Origin of the sequence: Nannocystis bainbridge, from assembly GCF_028368995.1 — a bacterium.
Taxonomy (GTDB): domain Bacteria; phylum Myxococcota_A; class Polyangia; order Nannocystales; family Nannocystaceae; genus Nannocystis; species Nannocystis bainbridge.
In genome coordinates this window covers 520,726-535,699 of the sequence record NZ_JAQNDL010000005.1, presented here as the reverse complement: position 1 = coordinate 535,699, position 14,974 = coordinate 520,726, and the positions used below count along the sequence as shown (strand labels likewise).

Here is a 14,974-nt window from a genome sequence, read left to right as displayed (position 1 = left end):
CGCCCGGGCTGGTCTTGCGGTCATTTGCGGGGTGGCTCCAGACGTCGCAAACGCGGGCGCGAAGGCGCGCATGGGCTATTTGGCGAGGAGCCGTGCGAAGGGGCCGGAGGCGCAGGACCTTCCTTATATGGAAGAAAGATGATTCGTCGGCAGCGGGAGACCGGAATGGCGGGGCCTGCTCGCGCAAGGCTGGCGTTTGCCCGATCGGGGCAGCCCCCGGCCGGAGCTTCGGGATGGCGGGCGGCGGGGCTCATGGCGAAAATCCCCGGCGAAAGGCCAGGCGAGGGCCTTCATGGGCACACATGCGAGGCGGGGCCGGTTCGTTGACAGCTCGCACGATGAAAGCCGGGTCGTCACTGGGCCGCGAATCATCGCTTTGGGAGGCGGGTCGGTTATTTGTGTCGGGGAGGGTGGTGAGCGCGAGGGCCCCCCTCCGATTGGTAGCACCGACGATTCGGGGCGGCGGTCACGGGTCGAGGCAGCTCATGCTCGCCCACGCGGGATCGTCGCCCTGCATCTGCGCGAGGAAATCGGACAGGCGCTGCGGCGCTTCGCCGTCGCGCTCGACGTCGATGGCGGCGCTGTCCAGCGGGTGCTGCATCAGGATGTGCACGTTGCCGCTGGCGATGTAGTACCGGAGGTCGGGCAGGTCGTCCAGGAGCGGCTGCAGGGCCTCGAGGCCCTGTGTATATTGATAGCCGGTGGCGAGATCGAGGGTCCAGTTGTTCTCCGAGTCGAGCACGGCGATCCGCGAGCCGGGGGCGAGGCCGGCGTTGAAGGCGTAGACCGTGCGGTAGTCGGTGGCGCAGGTGGGGCAGCCGGGCGGGACCTGCGGGGCGTGGAGGTCGTAGCGCCACTCGGGCCCGTCGGCGAAGACGAGCGCGAACGAGTCGGAGACGAGGTCGACCCGGGTGCCGGGGAAGGCCTCGACCCATTGCCAGTAGTTGAGCGTCGCGCCGACCGAGCCGGCGCTGCCGCCGGTCAAGACCACGCGCGCGGCGTCGGGGAACGAGGCGGCGAGCGCGGCGGCGAACAGGCCCTGGTTGCGCGAGCCGTGGAACTGCGCGGTCCAGCCCGAGAACTCGTGGTCGTTGTCGCCGACGTAATAATCACCGGCGCAGTTCGAGATGAAGACGAAGGTGGCGTCGGCGAACGGGTTCACCGCAGCGGCGCGATCGAAGATGCTGTCGGCCGGGAAGGTGACATTGCCGTCGCAATCGCCAGCGACGCAGGCGGCGAGCTCGTCGGCGCCGAAGCCCCCGTCCTTGCGCATCGACGGGGTGCCGATCGTACAGCCCGCGTCGAGGCAGGCGCTGCCGCCGGACATGTAGATCACCAGACGATCGCCGGTGCCCTGATTGACGCCGAGGCCGGTCGGGGTGCCGTTGGCGCAGATCGTGCCAGCGACGGGATGAAAGACCCATTCGCCGGTCGGGCCGTGAATGTCGCCAGTGCCGGCGCCGCTGGTGGGGCTGGTGCCGGTCGTGCCGTCGCCGGTGGAACTGGTAGTGGTGCTGCTGCTGGCGCCGTCGGTCTGGCTGTCGCCCGACGAGCCGTCGCATGCGACGAGGCTCAGGAGCGCGGCGAGCATCCGCCGGGGCACGATGGCGCGGGAAGGCGGGAGGTCGGCGCGGTGAGGCATGCGGACATGCTAGCGCAGAACGCGGCCTACGGGCGCGAGCGGCTTCTGCGGTGGCAGTTCGCGATACTGTCGATGGGTCCGCTGCGCCGCCGCGCGTCAGGCTTGCGCGCCCACATCGCGCAGGGTTTGGCGCCGATCGGAACGATCGGGAGCGCCCGCCAGGCGAGCGCGTGCCGCCGAGGAGCGCGGCCTGCTTCGAAACGGGGGGCCATGCAAAGACCCATCGGGCGTATGGATCGGCGACCCTCGTGGTGATACATGTCGAGGATGCGAGCCTCCGTGCCTTCCTTACTGATCTGGGCGTGTGCTTGCGGCCCAGCGTCTCCGCCCACGACCACGGACGACGGCCGACGATCCATCTTGCTTCGACACCGTGGGCACCGGTGACCTCCCCGGCACGACCGGCGACGACACCACCACTGGCGAACCTGTGCTCTGCCCCCCGGTCGCGGGTCAGCCATGCACTGCTCCGGTCGACTGCACGGACAAGCCATGCGGGACGCACGTCTCGGGATTCGACGAACACGGCTGCCCGCGGCCTGCTTGCCAAACGGACGCCGATTGCGCTGCGGGCGAGTTCTGCAACCCGACCGTCGCGGAAGGCACGATCGTCTGCACCGGGCAGGACGACGCGTGCACCTGCGGCATCGAGCCGGTCGTCGGCGTCGGAGCTTGTTTGCCTGACGCGCTGTCCGACCTCGCAGCGCTGTGCCCGACCTTCCATGACGAGGCCGGCTGTAACAGCCTCCATGTCCCGAACGCCTGGGATTTCTGCATGTGGACGGAGATCTTCCAGTTCTGCCCGGACGGTGGTTGTGGCGCGCGCACGATCCACCGATGCACGCATTATAAATACCACGGCGAGGGCTGCGTCTCCATCTGTGAGGGGTCGAAGGTCGCCTACCATCGGGAGGGACCGCTCGGCCCGGAGCTCATCCTCGGTCCGTGCGAACACGACCCGACGGGCTATGATGGTTGGTGCGATGGCAGCCGTGAGCCCGGAGTCTGCCAGTGCGCCTGTGAGCTCCCGTGATCGACTTCGCTTTCACGCCAGCGCGAGGGGCTGATCGATGTCCTTCGGAGCAGGTCAGTCGAGGGTGGCGAGGAATCGCAGGACCGCGGCGTCGAACTCTGCGGGGGCGTCCATGTTGACGCAATGGTCGGCCGCGGGGATGACGACGTCGGCGCGGCACTGCGGCTCGCGTCGGGCCCACGCGGGGCCTTGTTTGGCGATCGAGCCGGCCCGGCTGAGCGCGCCGCGGACGAGGATGAAGGGCCGGGAGATCCGGTAGTCAGGGTCGTCGCGCATGCAGCCGAGAGTCGCGAGCATGATGGCGAGCAGCTCGGGCTTGGCGAGGCGCGACATGGCCTCGTGACAGTAGGCGCGCACGTGTTCGTGGGCCGAGATCGAGCGCGCGCTGGTCCGCAGGAGGGCGCGGTAGGGGTAGAGCTTGAGGAGGGCGGGGGTGAGCCACACGCCGAGGCGCTCGGCGCGGGTGAGCGAGGCGGTGTTGCAGGCGCAGTCGACGAGCACGAGGGCGCGCACGCGGTGAGGTCGCCGGCGCACGAACTCCTGGGCGAGGTTGCCGCCCATGCTCTGGCCGACGAGCACGACATCGGTGGCCCCGACGGCGTCGAGCAGGGCCTCCATGTCGGCGATGACGGTGTCGACGGTGAAGGGCGCGCCCATCGGCCGCGACAGGCCATGGCCGCGCACGTCCCAGGTGAGCACGCGGTGACGCTCGCCGAGCGCGGCGAGGTTGTCGCGCCAGAGGCCGTGGTCGAGGCCGGCGCCGTGGGTCAGGAAGACCAGCGGCGCGGCGGGGTCGCCAGTGAGCCAGTAGTGCAGCGGGCAGCCGTCGCGCTCGAGAACGTGGGCCTCCGTCGCGGTCGACATGGCCACGAGGGTGCCAGAATTCGCGGCGGAGGGACAGGTGCGGTCGGCAGGCCCGCTGCCGGGTCAGGCGTCGATTTCGCGGCCGTAGAGCAGGTGCAGGCCGCCGTTGACCATGTTGCCGGCGATGGTCTGCCCCGCGGCGAAGACGATGCCGTCCGGGTAGACTTGATGCCCGGACCCACCGCCCACGGTCCGCATGAAGGCCACCAGCGCGCCGCCGCGGTACAGGCTGATGTCGCCGACGCTCCAGGCGTGCACGGTCCAGGCCGTCAGCACGAACAGCTTGCCGGCAGGCACGGCGTAGATCGGCGTCTGCTGCGACAGCCACGGGCCTTCGCAGGTGATGACGCGTACGTCGTCCGGGTCCACGCAACACTTGTCTTTTTTCGCCATGTCACAATCCAATGCGCACGAATCCGCGGCTCGAGAGGAGCGTGGCGATCGTCGTCTGGCCACGATAGCCGAGCGATCGAACGACTTCAAAGGCCGTCTGCGCGCCTGTCCGTGGCTGAAGGCCCTGCGGCCAGCCGGGAGCGCGCGGCGGAGCGCGCAGGTCCGCGCGTTCCTTCGGAGCGGCGTCGGCGGTAGTCTGCCACCATGGCCGCGGAGCTCAGCACAACCTTCAATCCCATGGCGCCGGATCAGGTCGTCGATCCGTATCCCCTGTACGCCCGGGCGCGCCGCGAGCAGCCCGTGTTCTTCGCCGAGAGCCTCGGCGCGTGGGTCGTGACCCGTCATGCCGACATCGTCGCGGTCGCCCGCGACACCGAGCGGTTCTCCTCGGCCGGCGCGCTCGAGTCCTCGGCGGTGTTCCCGGACGAGGTGATGGACATCCTGCGGACCGGCTATCTGGAGTTCCAGTCGCTGGTGCAGAGCGACCCGCCCGACCATACGCGCGTGCGCAACGTCTTCGGCAAAGCCCTGTCGCCGCAGCGGGTCGCGGCGCTCGAGCCGAAGGTCCGCGCGATCGCCGACGAGCTGATCGACGGGTTCGTCGGCGACGGCGAGGTCGAGCTGATCGAGCGCTTTGCGTTCCCGCTGCCCGGCGCGGTGATCGGCGAGCTGCTCGGGGTCCCACGGTCCGATCTGCCGCGGCTCAAGAGTGGGTCGAACGCCAAGCAGATCCTGCTCGCGGGGGCCGCCCCGCCGGCGCTGCTGGCCGCGTGCGCGCGCGAGTTCGTGGACCTGCAGCGCTACTTCGGCGGGCACATCGAGGCCCGGGTCGACGAGCCGCGCGAGGACCTGCTGACCCTGCTCGCGCCGATCGACATCGGCGGCACGGCGCCGCTGACGATGCAGGAGGCGGTGAGCAACGCGATCGACCTGCTCGCCGCGGGGCACGAGACGACCACCGACATGATCGGCCACGGCATGACGCTGCTCATCGCGCACCCCGAGCAGCTGGCGGCCCTGCGCGCCGACCCGTCGCTGGTGCCCGACGCGGTCGACGAGATCTTGCGCATGGAGGCACCCGTGCGCGGGATGTTTCGCCGCGTGCGCGTCGACACCACGTTCGCGGGCGTATCGCTGCCGGCCGAGGCGCGGCTGTTCCTGCTGTACGGCTCGGCGAACCGCGACGAGGACGTGTACCCCGACCCGGACGTGTTCGACATCCGGCGCCGCCCCGCGACCCCGCACCTGGCGTTCTCGAAGGGCATTCATTTCTGCGTCGGCAACGCGCTCGCGCGGCTCGAGGGCCGTATCGCGTTCGAACGCTTGCTGAAGCGCCTGCCCGGCGTGCGCCTCGATCCGAGGCGGCCGGTGGAGCGCCGAGCGTTCATCCTCCTGCGAGGCTACGAGCGCCTGCCGCTCGTGTGGGACGCAGCGGCCCGCGAGGCATGAATCCGCGGCCCGTCGCTACGAATCATGGCAGGCCGGTGATTGCCGGAAGCGCCCCGACATCGCGCGGCGCCGCTGGCCGCCGCGCGTGAGGCCGGGTCACCACGCTGCGGCGACGCGCTCCGGCGTCACGCCGGCGCGAGGGCGCGGTCGACGATCTCGCGCACCGACTTGGAGAGGCCGGGCTGCGCCGCGATGCGCTCGAGCTGGGCGCGCATGCTGTGCTGACGCGCGGCGTCGAAGCGGCGCCAGGGGTTGAAGGCGGCGACCAGGCGGGCGGCGACCTGGGGGTTGTGCGGGTCGAGGGCGAGCACCTTGTCGGCGACGAGGGCGTGGCCGCGGCCGTCCTTGCGATGGAATTGATGCTGGTTGCGCAGGCCGAACACGCCGATGAGGGAGCGGGCGCGGTTGGGGTTGAGCAGGTTGAAGTCGGGGTGGTCGGCGAGCAGGATGGCGCGCTCGAGCGTGTCGGGGTGGCTCGAGACGGCCTGCAGCGCGAACCACTTGTCGAGCACGAGCGGGTCCTTGTGCCAGCGGCGGTGGAACTCGGCGAGGACGGCGTCGCGCTCGGGGCCGCCGTGATCGATGAGGCAGGCGAGGGCGGCCTCGCTGTCGGTCATGTTGTCGGCGAGGTGGAATTGCGAAACCGCGAGGCCGACGAGCTCGGGCTCGCCGAGGGTGACGAGGTAGGCGAGCGCGAGGTTGCGGAGCTTGCGGCGGTCGACCTCGGCGCGCTCGATGCGGTAGACGCCCTGCGGCGCGCTGCTGTGATAGATGGCGAGCAGGGGCTCGCGCAGGGCGGTGGCGAGGGCCTTGACGGCGAACTCGCGGGCCTCGTGGAGGGCGTCGACGGCGACGACCTGCTGGTGCTGGCCGAGCAGCCGCTCGTTGGGCAGGGTCAGCGCCAGGGCCTTGAGCGAGCCGTCGAGGTTCGGGTCGGCGAGGATCTGCGCGCAGGCGGCCACGAAGGCGGGATCGAGGGCGAGCGGGCGGGCGGCCTCGACATCGGCGGCGAGCCGCAGGAGGACGCGGCGGCCGAGCTCCTGGCCGGCGTCCCAGCGCGAGAAGGCGTCGGGGTCGGCGGCCATGAGGCGGGCGAGGTCGGCGTCGCTGCGCTCGACCTCGAGCTCGACGGGGGCCGAGAAGCCGCGCAGCAGCGAGGCCACGGGGGCGGCCAGGACCTCCTCGAAGCGGAAGCTCTGGCTGCGCTCGCGCAGCTCGAGCACGCGGGTGCCGTCGCCGCTCGCGGCTGTCTCTCCGGACAGCTTGAGCGGGAGCGGACCGTCCGGCCCGAGCAGGCCGACGGCGACCGGGATGTGCAGCAGCTCGGCGGCCGGCTTGCCGCGCGGCGGGGCCTGCTCGAGGGTGAGGGTGTAGCTGCGCGCGGCGGCGTCGTAGTCGCCGCGGGCGCGCACGATCGGGGTGCCGACCTGGCTGTACCAGCGGCCGAATTGCTCGAGGTCGCGGCCGTTGGCGTCGGCGAGGGCGGCGCGGAAGTCGTCGCAGGTGACGGCCTGGCCGTCGTGACGCTCGAAGTAGAGGTCCATGCCGCGGCGGAAACCAGCCTCGCCGAGGAGGGTGCGCATCATGCCGATGACCTCGGCGCCCTTCTCGTACACCGTGGTGGTGTAGAAGTTGTTCATCTCGATGTACGACTCGGGCCGGATCGGGTGGGCCATCGGGCCGCTGTCCTCGGCGAACTGATTGGTGCGCAGGCCCAGGACGTCGCCGATCCGCGCGACCGCGGGCGAGCCCATGTCGGCGCTGAACAGGCGGTCGCGGAAGACGGTGAGGCCCTCCTTGAGGGTGAGCTGGAACCAGTCGCGGCAGGTGACGCGGTTGCCGGTCCAGTTGTGGAAATACTCGTGGGCGATGACCGACTCGATGCCGTCGTAGTCGTCGTCGGTGGCAGTGTCGGGCCGCGCGAGCACGTACTTGGCGTTGAAGACGTTGAGGCCCTTGTTCTCCATGGCCCCCATGTTGAAGTCGCTGACGGCGACGATCATGTAGATGTCGAGGTCGTACTCGCGGCCGAAGGTCTCCTCGTCCCAGCGCATCGAGGCCTGCAGCGAGCGCAGGGCGTGGGCGCAGCGGTCGATGTTCTCGGCCTCGACCCAGATCTCGAGGCGGACGGTGCGGCCCGAGCGGGTCACGAAGTCGCCGGGGAAGCAGCGCAGGTCGCCGGCGACGAGGGCGAACAAGTAGCTGGGCTTGGGCCACGGGTCGTCCCAGCGGGCGAAGTGGCGGCCGTCAGGCAGCTCGCCGGTGGCGACGCGGTTGCCGTTGGCGAGCAGGACGGGACACTTGGCGCGGTCGGCCTCGACGACGACGCTGTAGCGGGCCATGACATCGGGGCGATCGAGGAAGTAGGTGATCCGGCGGAAGCCCTCGGCCTCGCACTGGGTGCAGAAGTTGCCGCTCGAGCGATAGAGGCCCGAGAGCTCGAGGTTGTCCTGGGGCCGGATCTCGACGAGGGTCGAGAGGGTGAACTCGGCCCCGGGGTCGCGGATCGTGAGGGTGGTGGGACCGAGGTCGTAGTCGCCGGCCGAGAGCTCGCGCCCGTCGAGGGCGACGCGCACGAGCACGAGGTTCTCGCCGTCGAGCACCAGCGGAGCGGCGGCGGCGGCGGCGTCGGTGCGCCGCATCGAGAGGGTGGCGTGCACGCGCGAGACCTCCTCGCCGAGCTCGAACCGCAGGTCGACCCGGTCGATGGTGTAATCGGGGCGGCGGTAGTCCTTGCGGAAGATCGGCTGCGGCGCAGGCTTGGCCTCGGTCATGATCCTGGTGTACCGAGCGGGCCCGCCTGCTTCAAGCCCGCAGGGCCCGGCGCAGGGCCGATTCGGGGCCCGGCGAGGCTTTCCGCGTGCGAGTCGGCGCACGCGGGCCGGCCGAGGCCGAGGCGGGGCAGGCGCTCGCTGCTCCCGGCGCCGCGCGGCCCTGGCCGGATGCCGGGCGCTCGGAGCGGCCAGAGTGTTGATATTGGGAGTTCAAGTCATGCGTTGGCCATTGGGGAGCCATCGAGTCGCCCGAGAGCGACTGTCACTGTCAGATCATCGGGCGCGTGGGTCGCGTGGTGATCACGTCGCGCAGGCCCTGGAGGCGCTCGCCGTTTCGCTGGCAGCGGTCCATGCCGTCGCGTATCCGACGCAGGAGGTCGGGCGAGAACCCGCCCGCCGCGAGGGCCTGTTCGTGCATGGCGACCCCGCTCTCCTCGCCGCGTTGCAGCATCTGCAGCGGGACCTCGTCATTGACCAGGGCGGTCAGCGACCCGAGCGCGTTGAATATGACGCCCCAGGGCCCAGGACCCTCCGGGACGACGATGCCTTGGCGTTTGAGCTCGGTCTCGAGGCGCGCCGCCGCCTCACGGTGCCCGGCCGCGATCTCCCCGAGCGTCGGCTCCTCGGGCTGACCTGCGAACTTCTCCAGCGCACGAGCGTAGGCTTCGACGGCGGTGGCCTCGCCGCGAAACAGTGTGATCAATGCTTCCTGGGAGTCGGGGGGCAGTGACACGTCGAAGACCATGGGCGACGGGCAGGGCCTGTCAAGCGTGCGGGTGCCCAGACGCCGTTCAGGGGTTCGCCATGAGCGCTGCGCGGCCCCCGAAGCAGGGGCAGCCGCACCGGCGGCCGCGGGCGAACGCGGGCGAGCAACCGGCCGCCGACCGACCCGTCGAAGCTCCCTTCAGCGAAGGGCGGCCGTCGGGACGGACGACGAACCGGACGACCTCGGCTGGCGATGCCGACGATCAGCAGCAGCGCTTGTGGACCGCGCGGAGGACCAGGTGCTGGTGCTCGCTCGCCTCGAGGGCTTCGATCTGGAGGATGAAGGCGCGCAGGTCGACCTTCTTGCCGCCGGACCAGGTGCCGCGCACCTGGACCTGATCGGTGAGTTTTTCGATGTCGGCGGTGTACGGATCGGCGGAGAGCTCGACGAAGTCCGCCAGCTTGCCGACGGCGATCGAGCCGAGGTCGTGCTCGCGCCGCAGCTGCCAGGCGGCGTGCACGGTGTGGGCCTTCAGGGCGTCGTGCAGGCTCACCGCCTGCTCCGGGCCGTGCACGGCGCCGGAGGGGGTGCGCCGCGTGACCATGGCCTGGATGTTGAGCAGCGGGACGGGCGGGCTGACGCAGCCGTCGTTGTGGAAGGTGACCGGCGTGCCCGACTTGACCGCGTCGCCGGCCCGCACCCACTGGCTGCCGATGTTGGACGGGAACATGGTGCCGTCGAGCAGGTCGCCCCAGTAGATGAACTGGAACGGCGGCAGCGAGATGGTGACGCCGAGCGCCGCGGCGCGCACGAACTGATCGCCGCGGCAGCCGCCGCAGTGCTCGACGCGCCAGCGATGATCGATGCCGAGCAGGCCGTGGTTGGCGAGGGCGCGGGCGTAGGCGTCGAGGACGACGTCGAGCCCGACGTCGCCGTTGCAGTGGAAGGCGAACTGCCAACCGAGCGGGGTGAACTGGTCGAGGATCTGGTCGAGCTCGGCGCGCGAGTAGTTGAGCATCGACTCGCCGCCGGGGCCGATCGGGATCTTGGCGTTCCGGATCGTCTCGTTGTCGAGGTAGGGGAACGAGGAGGCGATGGTGCCGACCCATGGCGAGCCGTCGGCCCAGAGCTTGATGCCCTGCTTCCACAGCCGATCCTTCGGCGCGGGCGCGGTGTCGACCGGATCGCCGCAGTCGGCCTCGATCGACATGTGGTACATGGCCAGGCGCAGCGGCGAGTCGGGCACCGCGGACAGGGCGATGTAGCCCTTGAGCAGGTCCGTCTGGTAGGTGTGCTCGGTGGTCATGGTGATGCCATTTTCGGCCATCAGCTTGTACCAGAGCGCGCCGGATCGCAGCGGGTTGGGGATCGCCTGCGTGAGCACCTTGCCGACGGCCGCGAAGATGGCGGCGGTCTCGTAGGCGCGGCCGTTCGAGGTGCCGTCTTGGTTGCGACCATATCGTGCGCCGGTCGGATCTGCCGGCGGCTTGCCGTCGGGCCAATTGGCGCGAATGACGGCGCTGTTGAAGTAGGCCTCGTGTCCGGAGTTGTCGAGGACCACCGCGAGGCGGGTGGGGAAGAAAGCGTCGAGATCGGTGTTGTCGAGCTCGGGCGCGCCCTGGAGCAGCCGATCGAGGCCGTTGCAGACGACCGGCTGATCGGCAGGGAGGGAGGCGTCGAGTTGCTTCCAGAACGCCTGGACGGCGGCGAAGGTCGCGTACTTGGGAGCGTCGTGGTAGGGCGCGATCCAGTATGCCGGCGCCTGGGTCACCATGCCGCCGTTCAGCGGGTGGCTGTGCGGATCGATGAAGCCGGGCATCAGCACCGCCCTGCCCAGGTCCTCGACGGGGGCGCCGGGGGTCGCGGCCTGGACTTCTGCGAGCGAGCCGACGGCCGCGATCGTGCCGGTCGTGGTGTCGAGGGCGACGGCCTCGGCGCGCGGCCTGGCCGGGTCCATCGTGATGATGCTGGCAGCCTTGAGGATCAGATTCGCGGACATCGATGACCTTTCTGTCGAGTGAGGAGCGACCGGCGATTTCACGAAATGGCGGGCCCAAGAGTACGCCCTTGCGCATGGACGAACCCGGCTTCGCAAGGGCCTGTGCGAGGCTCGCTGGAGCGCCTGGCCCGACGAAAGCGCACACCCTCGCCGGAGCGCTGGCGCGTCGTTCTTGCGGGTATGCATATCATGCTGCGACCACGCATCGGGGGGCGACGCTCTGGCGATTGCGTGATGCTCCACACCGCCGAAAATGGCCGGCGGGCGCCCATGGGCGCCCGCCGGGCGCCAGGGCGGGGATCCGCGCCGCGGCCTGCGCTGCTATGCGCATTGTTCGAGAGCGCGCCGCTGGGTCGCGCGCGGTGTTCGGACGGCGTCGCGTCAGGCGAATGGTGGGAGTCGGACGAACGACGCATTCGCGTGCGGGCGACGGGAAGCGGCGACCGTTGCTGCGCGGGCTCGGCACGGGCGGCGAGGGGCGCGACCGCGGAGGTGGGGACCGGCGGCCGCGGGGGCCACGGGCACAGGTGCCCGGCGGCCGCCATGCGCCGCTCGTCGCAGGGTCCTGCGCGTCGAAGTTCTGCGCGGTCTGGCGGTGCGAGGGGCGGCGCCGCCAGCCCCGGCGATTGTGTCATTCGTGTGACGAACCTGTACGGTGCGTCAGAATGCTGTTCTGGCCCGATTGGCGTATGCCACGGGTGTAATCACGGGTCTCCCAGGCAAGGTGGTCGGCGGCGCTTGTCACGAAAGTGTGACGAGAAAGCCTTCGTTCTGCAAACTCGGCCTGACACCTTCGCGCCGACGCCGCTGCCGCGAGACGGCGTCGGACGGCGGAATTCTCCGGCGTCGACGGGCTTTCGCCCGATCTCGCGCGGGCCCGCTCCGTGACGATCGTGACCTGGACGTAACACGCTCCGCGGCGACGGGCTTCGGCGATCGGCGCCTGCGCAGGCGGGCGTCGGAGTCGGAGACGCGCCGGCCGGAGGCGGGCCGAACGGACGGTTCGGCCGGCTCCTCCGGCTCCCTCGGCCGACGTCACCGCCGTCCTCGCGTCTCCGGGCCCTTGTCTCGTCAGCGCCGCACTCCGCCGTGACTCCGATGATTCGCCGCCGCCGATCCTTGTCCTCGCGTTCGCTCCAACTCGCCATCGGCCTGGCCGCGGTCCTCGTCGGGGTGCCGGCGCGGGCCGCAGCGCCGCCCGAGCCGGACCTCGAGATGTGGAGTCAGGTGCTCATCGACGCCAACCTCGACGCGCGGGCGAAGGGGCTGCGGCTGGCGCTCGATCTGCAGCTGCGGCGGATGAACGCGCCGCTGCAGTACATCAAGGATCCGTCGGGGGCGGTGGCGGAGACGCGGCAGAACCCGAACACGGTGGCGATCGTGCGACCGGCGATCGGGTACATGTGGGCCAAATGGGGCGGGCTGTTCCTCGGCTACGCGTGGCAGCCGGATTTCTTCGACGACCGCGCGGTGGCGCGGGTCAAGAACGTCGACGAGCACCGGATCTACACCCAGCTCAATCTGCGCTGGCAGCGAGAGGGCCGCTTCGACCTCGGCGCGCGCAGCCGCCTCGAGCACCGGATCCGCTCCCACGGGCCGGGCAGCGACGACATCGTCGACGGCGAGCCGCAGCACAAGGGGCTGGATCGCTGGGCCCACCGGTTTCGCCAGCAGATCCGGTTCGCCGTCCATTTCAAGAGAGACGCGCCGTGGCAGCTCATCGTCTGGGACGAGTTCTTCTTTCACCTCAACCGCACGGCCTTCACGACCGAGCGGGGCTTCGATCAGAACCGGGCGTTCGTCGGCATCGGCTACGACACCAAGCCGGTGCGCGTCGAGGTCGGCTATATCAATCAGTACGTGCGCCGCTTCCATGATCCGGATCAGCTGAACCATGTGTTCGCGCTGAACTTCATCATCAAGATCGGGCACGGCAAGCACGCGGCGCATCCGCCCGCGGTCGCGCCGGCGACCGCTCGCTGAGCCCGCCGCGGCGGTCGCGTGAATCACCGGTGTGCGGGGTCGGCGGCGTGCGGCCGTCTGCCCGTGCTTGGCCGGCCAGCGGTGGCTGCGCAGCGTCCGGGGCGCGGTCAATCTCTGCGTTCGGCGGGGCTGCGGACGCGGCGCGGGCGAGGTCCGCGAGCGTCGCCGCGGGGTCGGGCCTTATGGGTCGACACGCGCCGAGACTGCCATGATTCGCCGCTCCTCGCGCCTGCTCCCGCTCGTCGTCGGCGTCGGCGTCGCTGCGTTCGGCGGCGGCCGGGCGAGCGCGACCACGCCGTCCGAGCCGGACCTGGGCATCTGGAACCAGGTGATGATCGACCTCAACCTCGACGCCAAGGCCAAGGGTCTGCGGCTGGTGCTCGATTTTCATCTGCGGCGGATGAACTCGCCGCTGCAATACGTCCGCGACATGGCGGGGAATGTGATCGAGACGCGGCAGAACCCCAACACGTTCGCCGTCGTGCGCCCGGCGATCGGCTATATGTGGGCCAAATGGGGCGGGCTGTTCGTGGGTTACATCTGGTTGCCCGATTTCTTCGACGACCCGGTGTTCGCGCGCGCGCGCAACGTCGACGAGCACCGCATCTACGAGCAGTTGACGCTGCGCTGGGCGCTGGAGGGCCGGCTCGACATCAACTGGCGCAACCGCGTGGAGCACCGGATCCGCACCCACGGGCTCGGCAGCGACGACATCGTCGACGGGGTGGCGCAGACGCTCGGGATGGGCCGCTGGGCCCACCGGTTTCGCCAGCAGCTGCGCGTGGCCGTCAATTTCAAGAAAGATGCGCCGTGGCAGCTGGTGGTCTACGACGAGTTCTTCTTTCACCTGGCCCGCACGGCCTACACCGAGCCGGGGTTCGATCAGAACCGGATCTTCGTCGGCCTGGCGTACGAGACCCGGGCCGCGCGCGTCGAGTTCGGCTACCTCAATCAGTATATTCACCGCCCGCGCGACCCCGACAACAACAATCACCTGTTCTCGCTGGCCTTCATCATCAAGCTGACGCCGGGGCAGAAGCCCGCGCCGAAGAAATAAAGGACATGTCCTCGGCGACATGTCCTTTCGAGCACGTTTATCTCAGCGCTCGCTGTCGAGGCCGGCCATCATCGGCGCCGGGTAGCGGTCGCCGGCCACGGCCTTGGCCGGCACCGCGGTCTCGAGCGCGGCGACCTCGGCGGCGGTCAGCTCGAGCGCCAGGGCTGCGATCGAGTCCTCGATCTGCTGCGGCGTGCGCGAGCCGATCGTCGGGATCACCGTCACGCCTTGCGCGGCGCCCTTGGCCCGCGCCCACGCGATCGCCAGCTGGGCCGGCGACACCCCGCGCGCCTCGGCCAGGCGGTGCAGGGCGGCCACCAGCGGCTCGTTCTTGGCCGCGTTGTCGCCGGTGAAGCGGGGCAGGTGGGCCCGCATGTCGTCGCCGGTCGGCTTGCTGCCGGTGAGCAGCCCGCGCGACAGCACCCCGTAGGCCGTCATCGCCATGCCGTGCTGGCGCAGCGCCGGGATGATCGTCGCCTCGGGCCCGCGGGTCGTCAGGCCGTACTCGATCTGCAGGTCGCACAGCGGGTGGACCGCGGCGGCGCGCGCGATCGTCTCGGCGCCGACCTCGGACAGGCTGATGTAGCGGACGTAGCCCGCCTTCACCAGCTCGGCCAGCGCGCCGATCGTGTCCTCGATCGGCACGCGCGGGTCGAGGCGGGCCGGGCGGTAGATGTCGATGTAATCGACGCCGAGGCGGGTCAGGCTGTAGGCGAGCGCGGTCTTGCTGGCGGCCGGGCTGGCGTCGAAGCCGAGGAAGGCGCCGTCGGGCCCGCGCTGGCCGCCGTACTTGACGCTGAGCAGGACGCGGTCGCGGCGGTCGGCGATCGCCTTGCCGACCAGCAGCTCGTTCTTGCCCATGCCGTAGAAATCGCCGGTGTCGAGCAGGTCGACCCCGCGCTCGAGGGCGGCGTGGATGGTGGCGATGCCCTCGGCGTCGTCGCGGGCGCCGTACCAGCTGCCGGCGCCGAGGCCCATGCAGCCGAGAGCGAGCGGGAAGACGGCGGGGCCGTGGGTGCCGAGCTTGGTTGTCCGAGTCGTCATGGGCCGTAACGTAGCCCCTGGCGTCGCATC

The 14,974-nt window shown here is 70.4% G+C and carries 11 protein-coding genes; 4 read left to right on the top strand and 7 right to left on the bottom strand.

The genetic code is table 11. The features are described from left to right. Nucleotides 1-466 precede the first annotated feature (466 nt). Nucleotides 467-1,642, bottom strand: coding sequence for a pectin acetylesterase-family hydrolase (locus POL25_RS42480; protein WP_272092171.1), 1,176 nt, complete (start codon nt 1,640-1,642; stop codon nt 467-469). A 373-nt stretch (nt 1,643-2,015) separates the two neighbouring features. Here POL25_RS42480 and POL25_RS42475 point away from each other — a divergent pair, with 373 nt between their 5' ends. Beyond that, entirely contained in the window at nt 2,016-2,675 is a 660-nt protein-coding gene (locus POL25_RS42475; RefSeq protein ID WP_272092170.1) for a hypothetical protein, read from the top strand. Between the two features lie 54 nt (nt 2,676-2,729). On the opposite strand, the gene POL25_RS42470 is transcribed toward POL25_RS42475, so the two are convergent. Continuing rightward, a complete protein-coding gene (locus POL25_RS42470; protein ID WP_272092169.1) occupies nt 2,730-3,539 on the bottom strand; it encodes an alpha/beta fold hydrolase in 810 nt (269 codons plus the stop codon). Nucleotides 3,540-3,602: 63 nt separating this feature from the next. After that, entirely contained in the window at nt 3,603-3,932 is a 330-nt protein-coding gene (locus POL25_RS42465) for a hypothetical protein (RefSeq protein ID WP_272092168.1), read from the bottom strand. A 204-nt stretch (nt 3,933-4,136) separates the two neighbouring features. Here POL25_RS42465 and POL25_RS42460 point away from each other — a divergent pair, with 204 nt between their 5' ends. Further along, complete coding sequence (locus POL25_RS42460) at nt 4,137-5,381, top strand: cytochrome P450 (protein ID WP_272092167.1); 1,245 nt, start codon at nt 4,137-4,139, stop codon at nt 5,379-5,381. A gap of 125 nt (nt 5,382-5,506) precedes the next feature. Here POL25_RS42460 and pepN read toward each other — a convergent pair whose 3' ends face one another. The 3 genes from pepN to POL25_RS42445 form a co-directional block, all read right to left on the bottom strand. Beyond that, a complete protein-coding gene (gene pepN, locus POL25_RS42455; protein WP_272092166.1) occupies nt 5,507-8,155 on the bottom strand; it encodes an aminopeptidase N in 2,649 nt (882 codons plus the stop codon). Nucleotides 8,156-8,423: 268 nt separating this feature from the next. Beyond that, nucleotides 8,424-8,900: a hypothetical protein gene (locus POL25_RS42450; RefSeq protein ID WP_272092165.1), complete on the bottom strand. Its 477-nt coding sequence runs from the start codon at nt 8,898-8,900 to the stop codon at nt 8,424-8,426. 223 nt (nt 8,901-9,123) lie between these two features. Then, nucleotides 9,124-10,860 carry an amidohydrolase gene (locus POL25_RS42445; RefSeq protein WP_272092164.1) on the bottom strand — a complete coding sequence of 579 codons (1,737 nt, stop codon included), beginning with the start codon at nt 10,858-10,860 and terminating at the stop codon, nt 9,124-9,126. 1,119 nt (nt 10,861-11,979) lie between these two features. On the opposite strand from POL25_RS42445, the gene POL25_RS42440 reads away from it, so the two are divergent. Both POL25_RS42440 and POL25_RS42435 read left to right on the top strand, forming a co-directional pair. Continuing rightward, nucleotides 11,980-12,843: a DUF2490 domain-containing protein gene (locus tag POL25_RS42440; protein WP_272092163.1), complete on the top strand. Its 864-nt coding sequence runs from the start codon at nt 11,980-11,982 to the stop codon at nt 12,841-12,843. A 208-nt stretch (nt 12,844-13,051) separates the two neighbouring features. Then, nucleotides 13,052-13,900 (top strand): DUF2490 domain-containing protein, encoded by an 849-nt coding sequence (locus tag POL25_RS42435; RefSeq protein ID WP_272092162.1) that lies wholly within the window; start codon nt 13,052-13,054, stop codon nt 13,898-13,900. Nucleotides 13,901-13,942: 42 nt separating this feature from the next. Here the strand turns inward: POL25_RS42435 and POL25_RS42430 are convergent, their stop codons facing one another. Then, on the bottom strand, nt 13,943-14,944 hold the full coding sequence (locus POL25_RS42430) for an aldo/keto reductase (protein ID WP_272092161.1): 1,002 nt from the start codon (nt 14,942-14,944) through the stop codon (nt 13,943-13,945). Nucleotides 14,945-14,974: the final 30 nt, after the last annotated feature.

Coding starts and splice junctions, on each gene's coding strand:
- POL25_RS42480 (WP_272092171.1), bottom strand. CDS start 1,642: ATGCCTCACCGCGCCGACCTCCCGCCTTCCCGCGCCATCGTGCCCCGG.
- POL25_RS42470 (WP_272092169.1), bottom strand. CDS start 3,539: ATGTCGACCGCGACGGAGGCCCACGTTCTCGAGCGCGACGGCTGCCCG.
- POL25_RS42465 (WP_272092168.1), bottom strand. CDS start 3,932: ATGGCGAAAAAAGACAAGTGTTGCGTGGACCCGGACGACGTACGCGTC.
- POL25_RS42460 (WP_272092167.1), top strand. CDS start 4,137: ATGGCCGCGGAGCTCAGCACAACCTTCAATCCCATGGCGCCGGATCAG.
- pepN (WP_272092166.1), bottom strand. CDS start 8,155: ATGACCGAGGCCAAGCCTGCGCCGCAGCCGATCTTCCGCAAGGACTAC.
- POL25_RS42450 (WP_272092165.1), bottom strand. CDS start 8,900: ATGGTCTTCGACGTGTCACTGCCCCCCGACTCCCAGGAAGCATTGATC.
- POL25_RS42445 (WP_272092164.1), bottom strand. CDS start 10,860: ATGTCCGCGAATCTGATCCTCAAGGCTGCCAGCATCATCACGATGGAC.
- POL25_RS42435 (WP_272092162.1), top strand. CDS start 13,052: ATGATTCGCCGCTCCTCGCGCCTGCTCCCGCTCGTCGTCGGCGTCGGC.
- POL25_RS42430 (WP_272092161.1), bottom strand. CDS start 14,944: ATGACGACTCGGACAACCAAGCTCGGCACCCACGGCCCCGCCGTCTTC.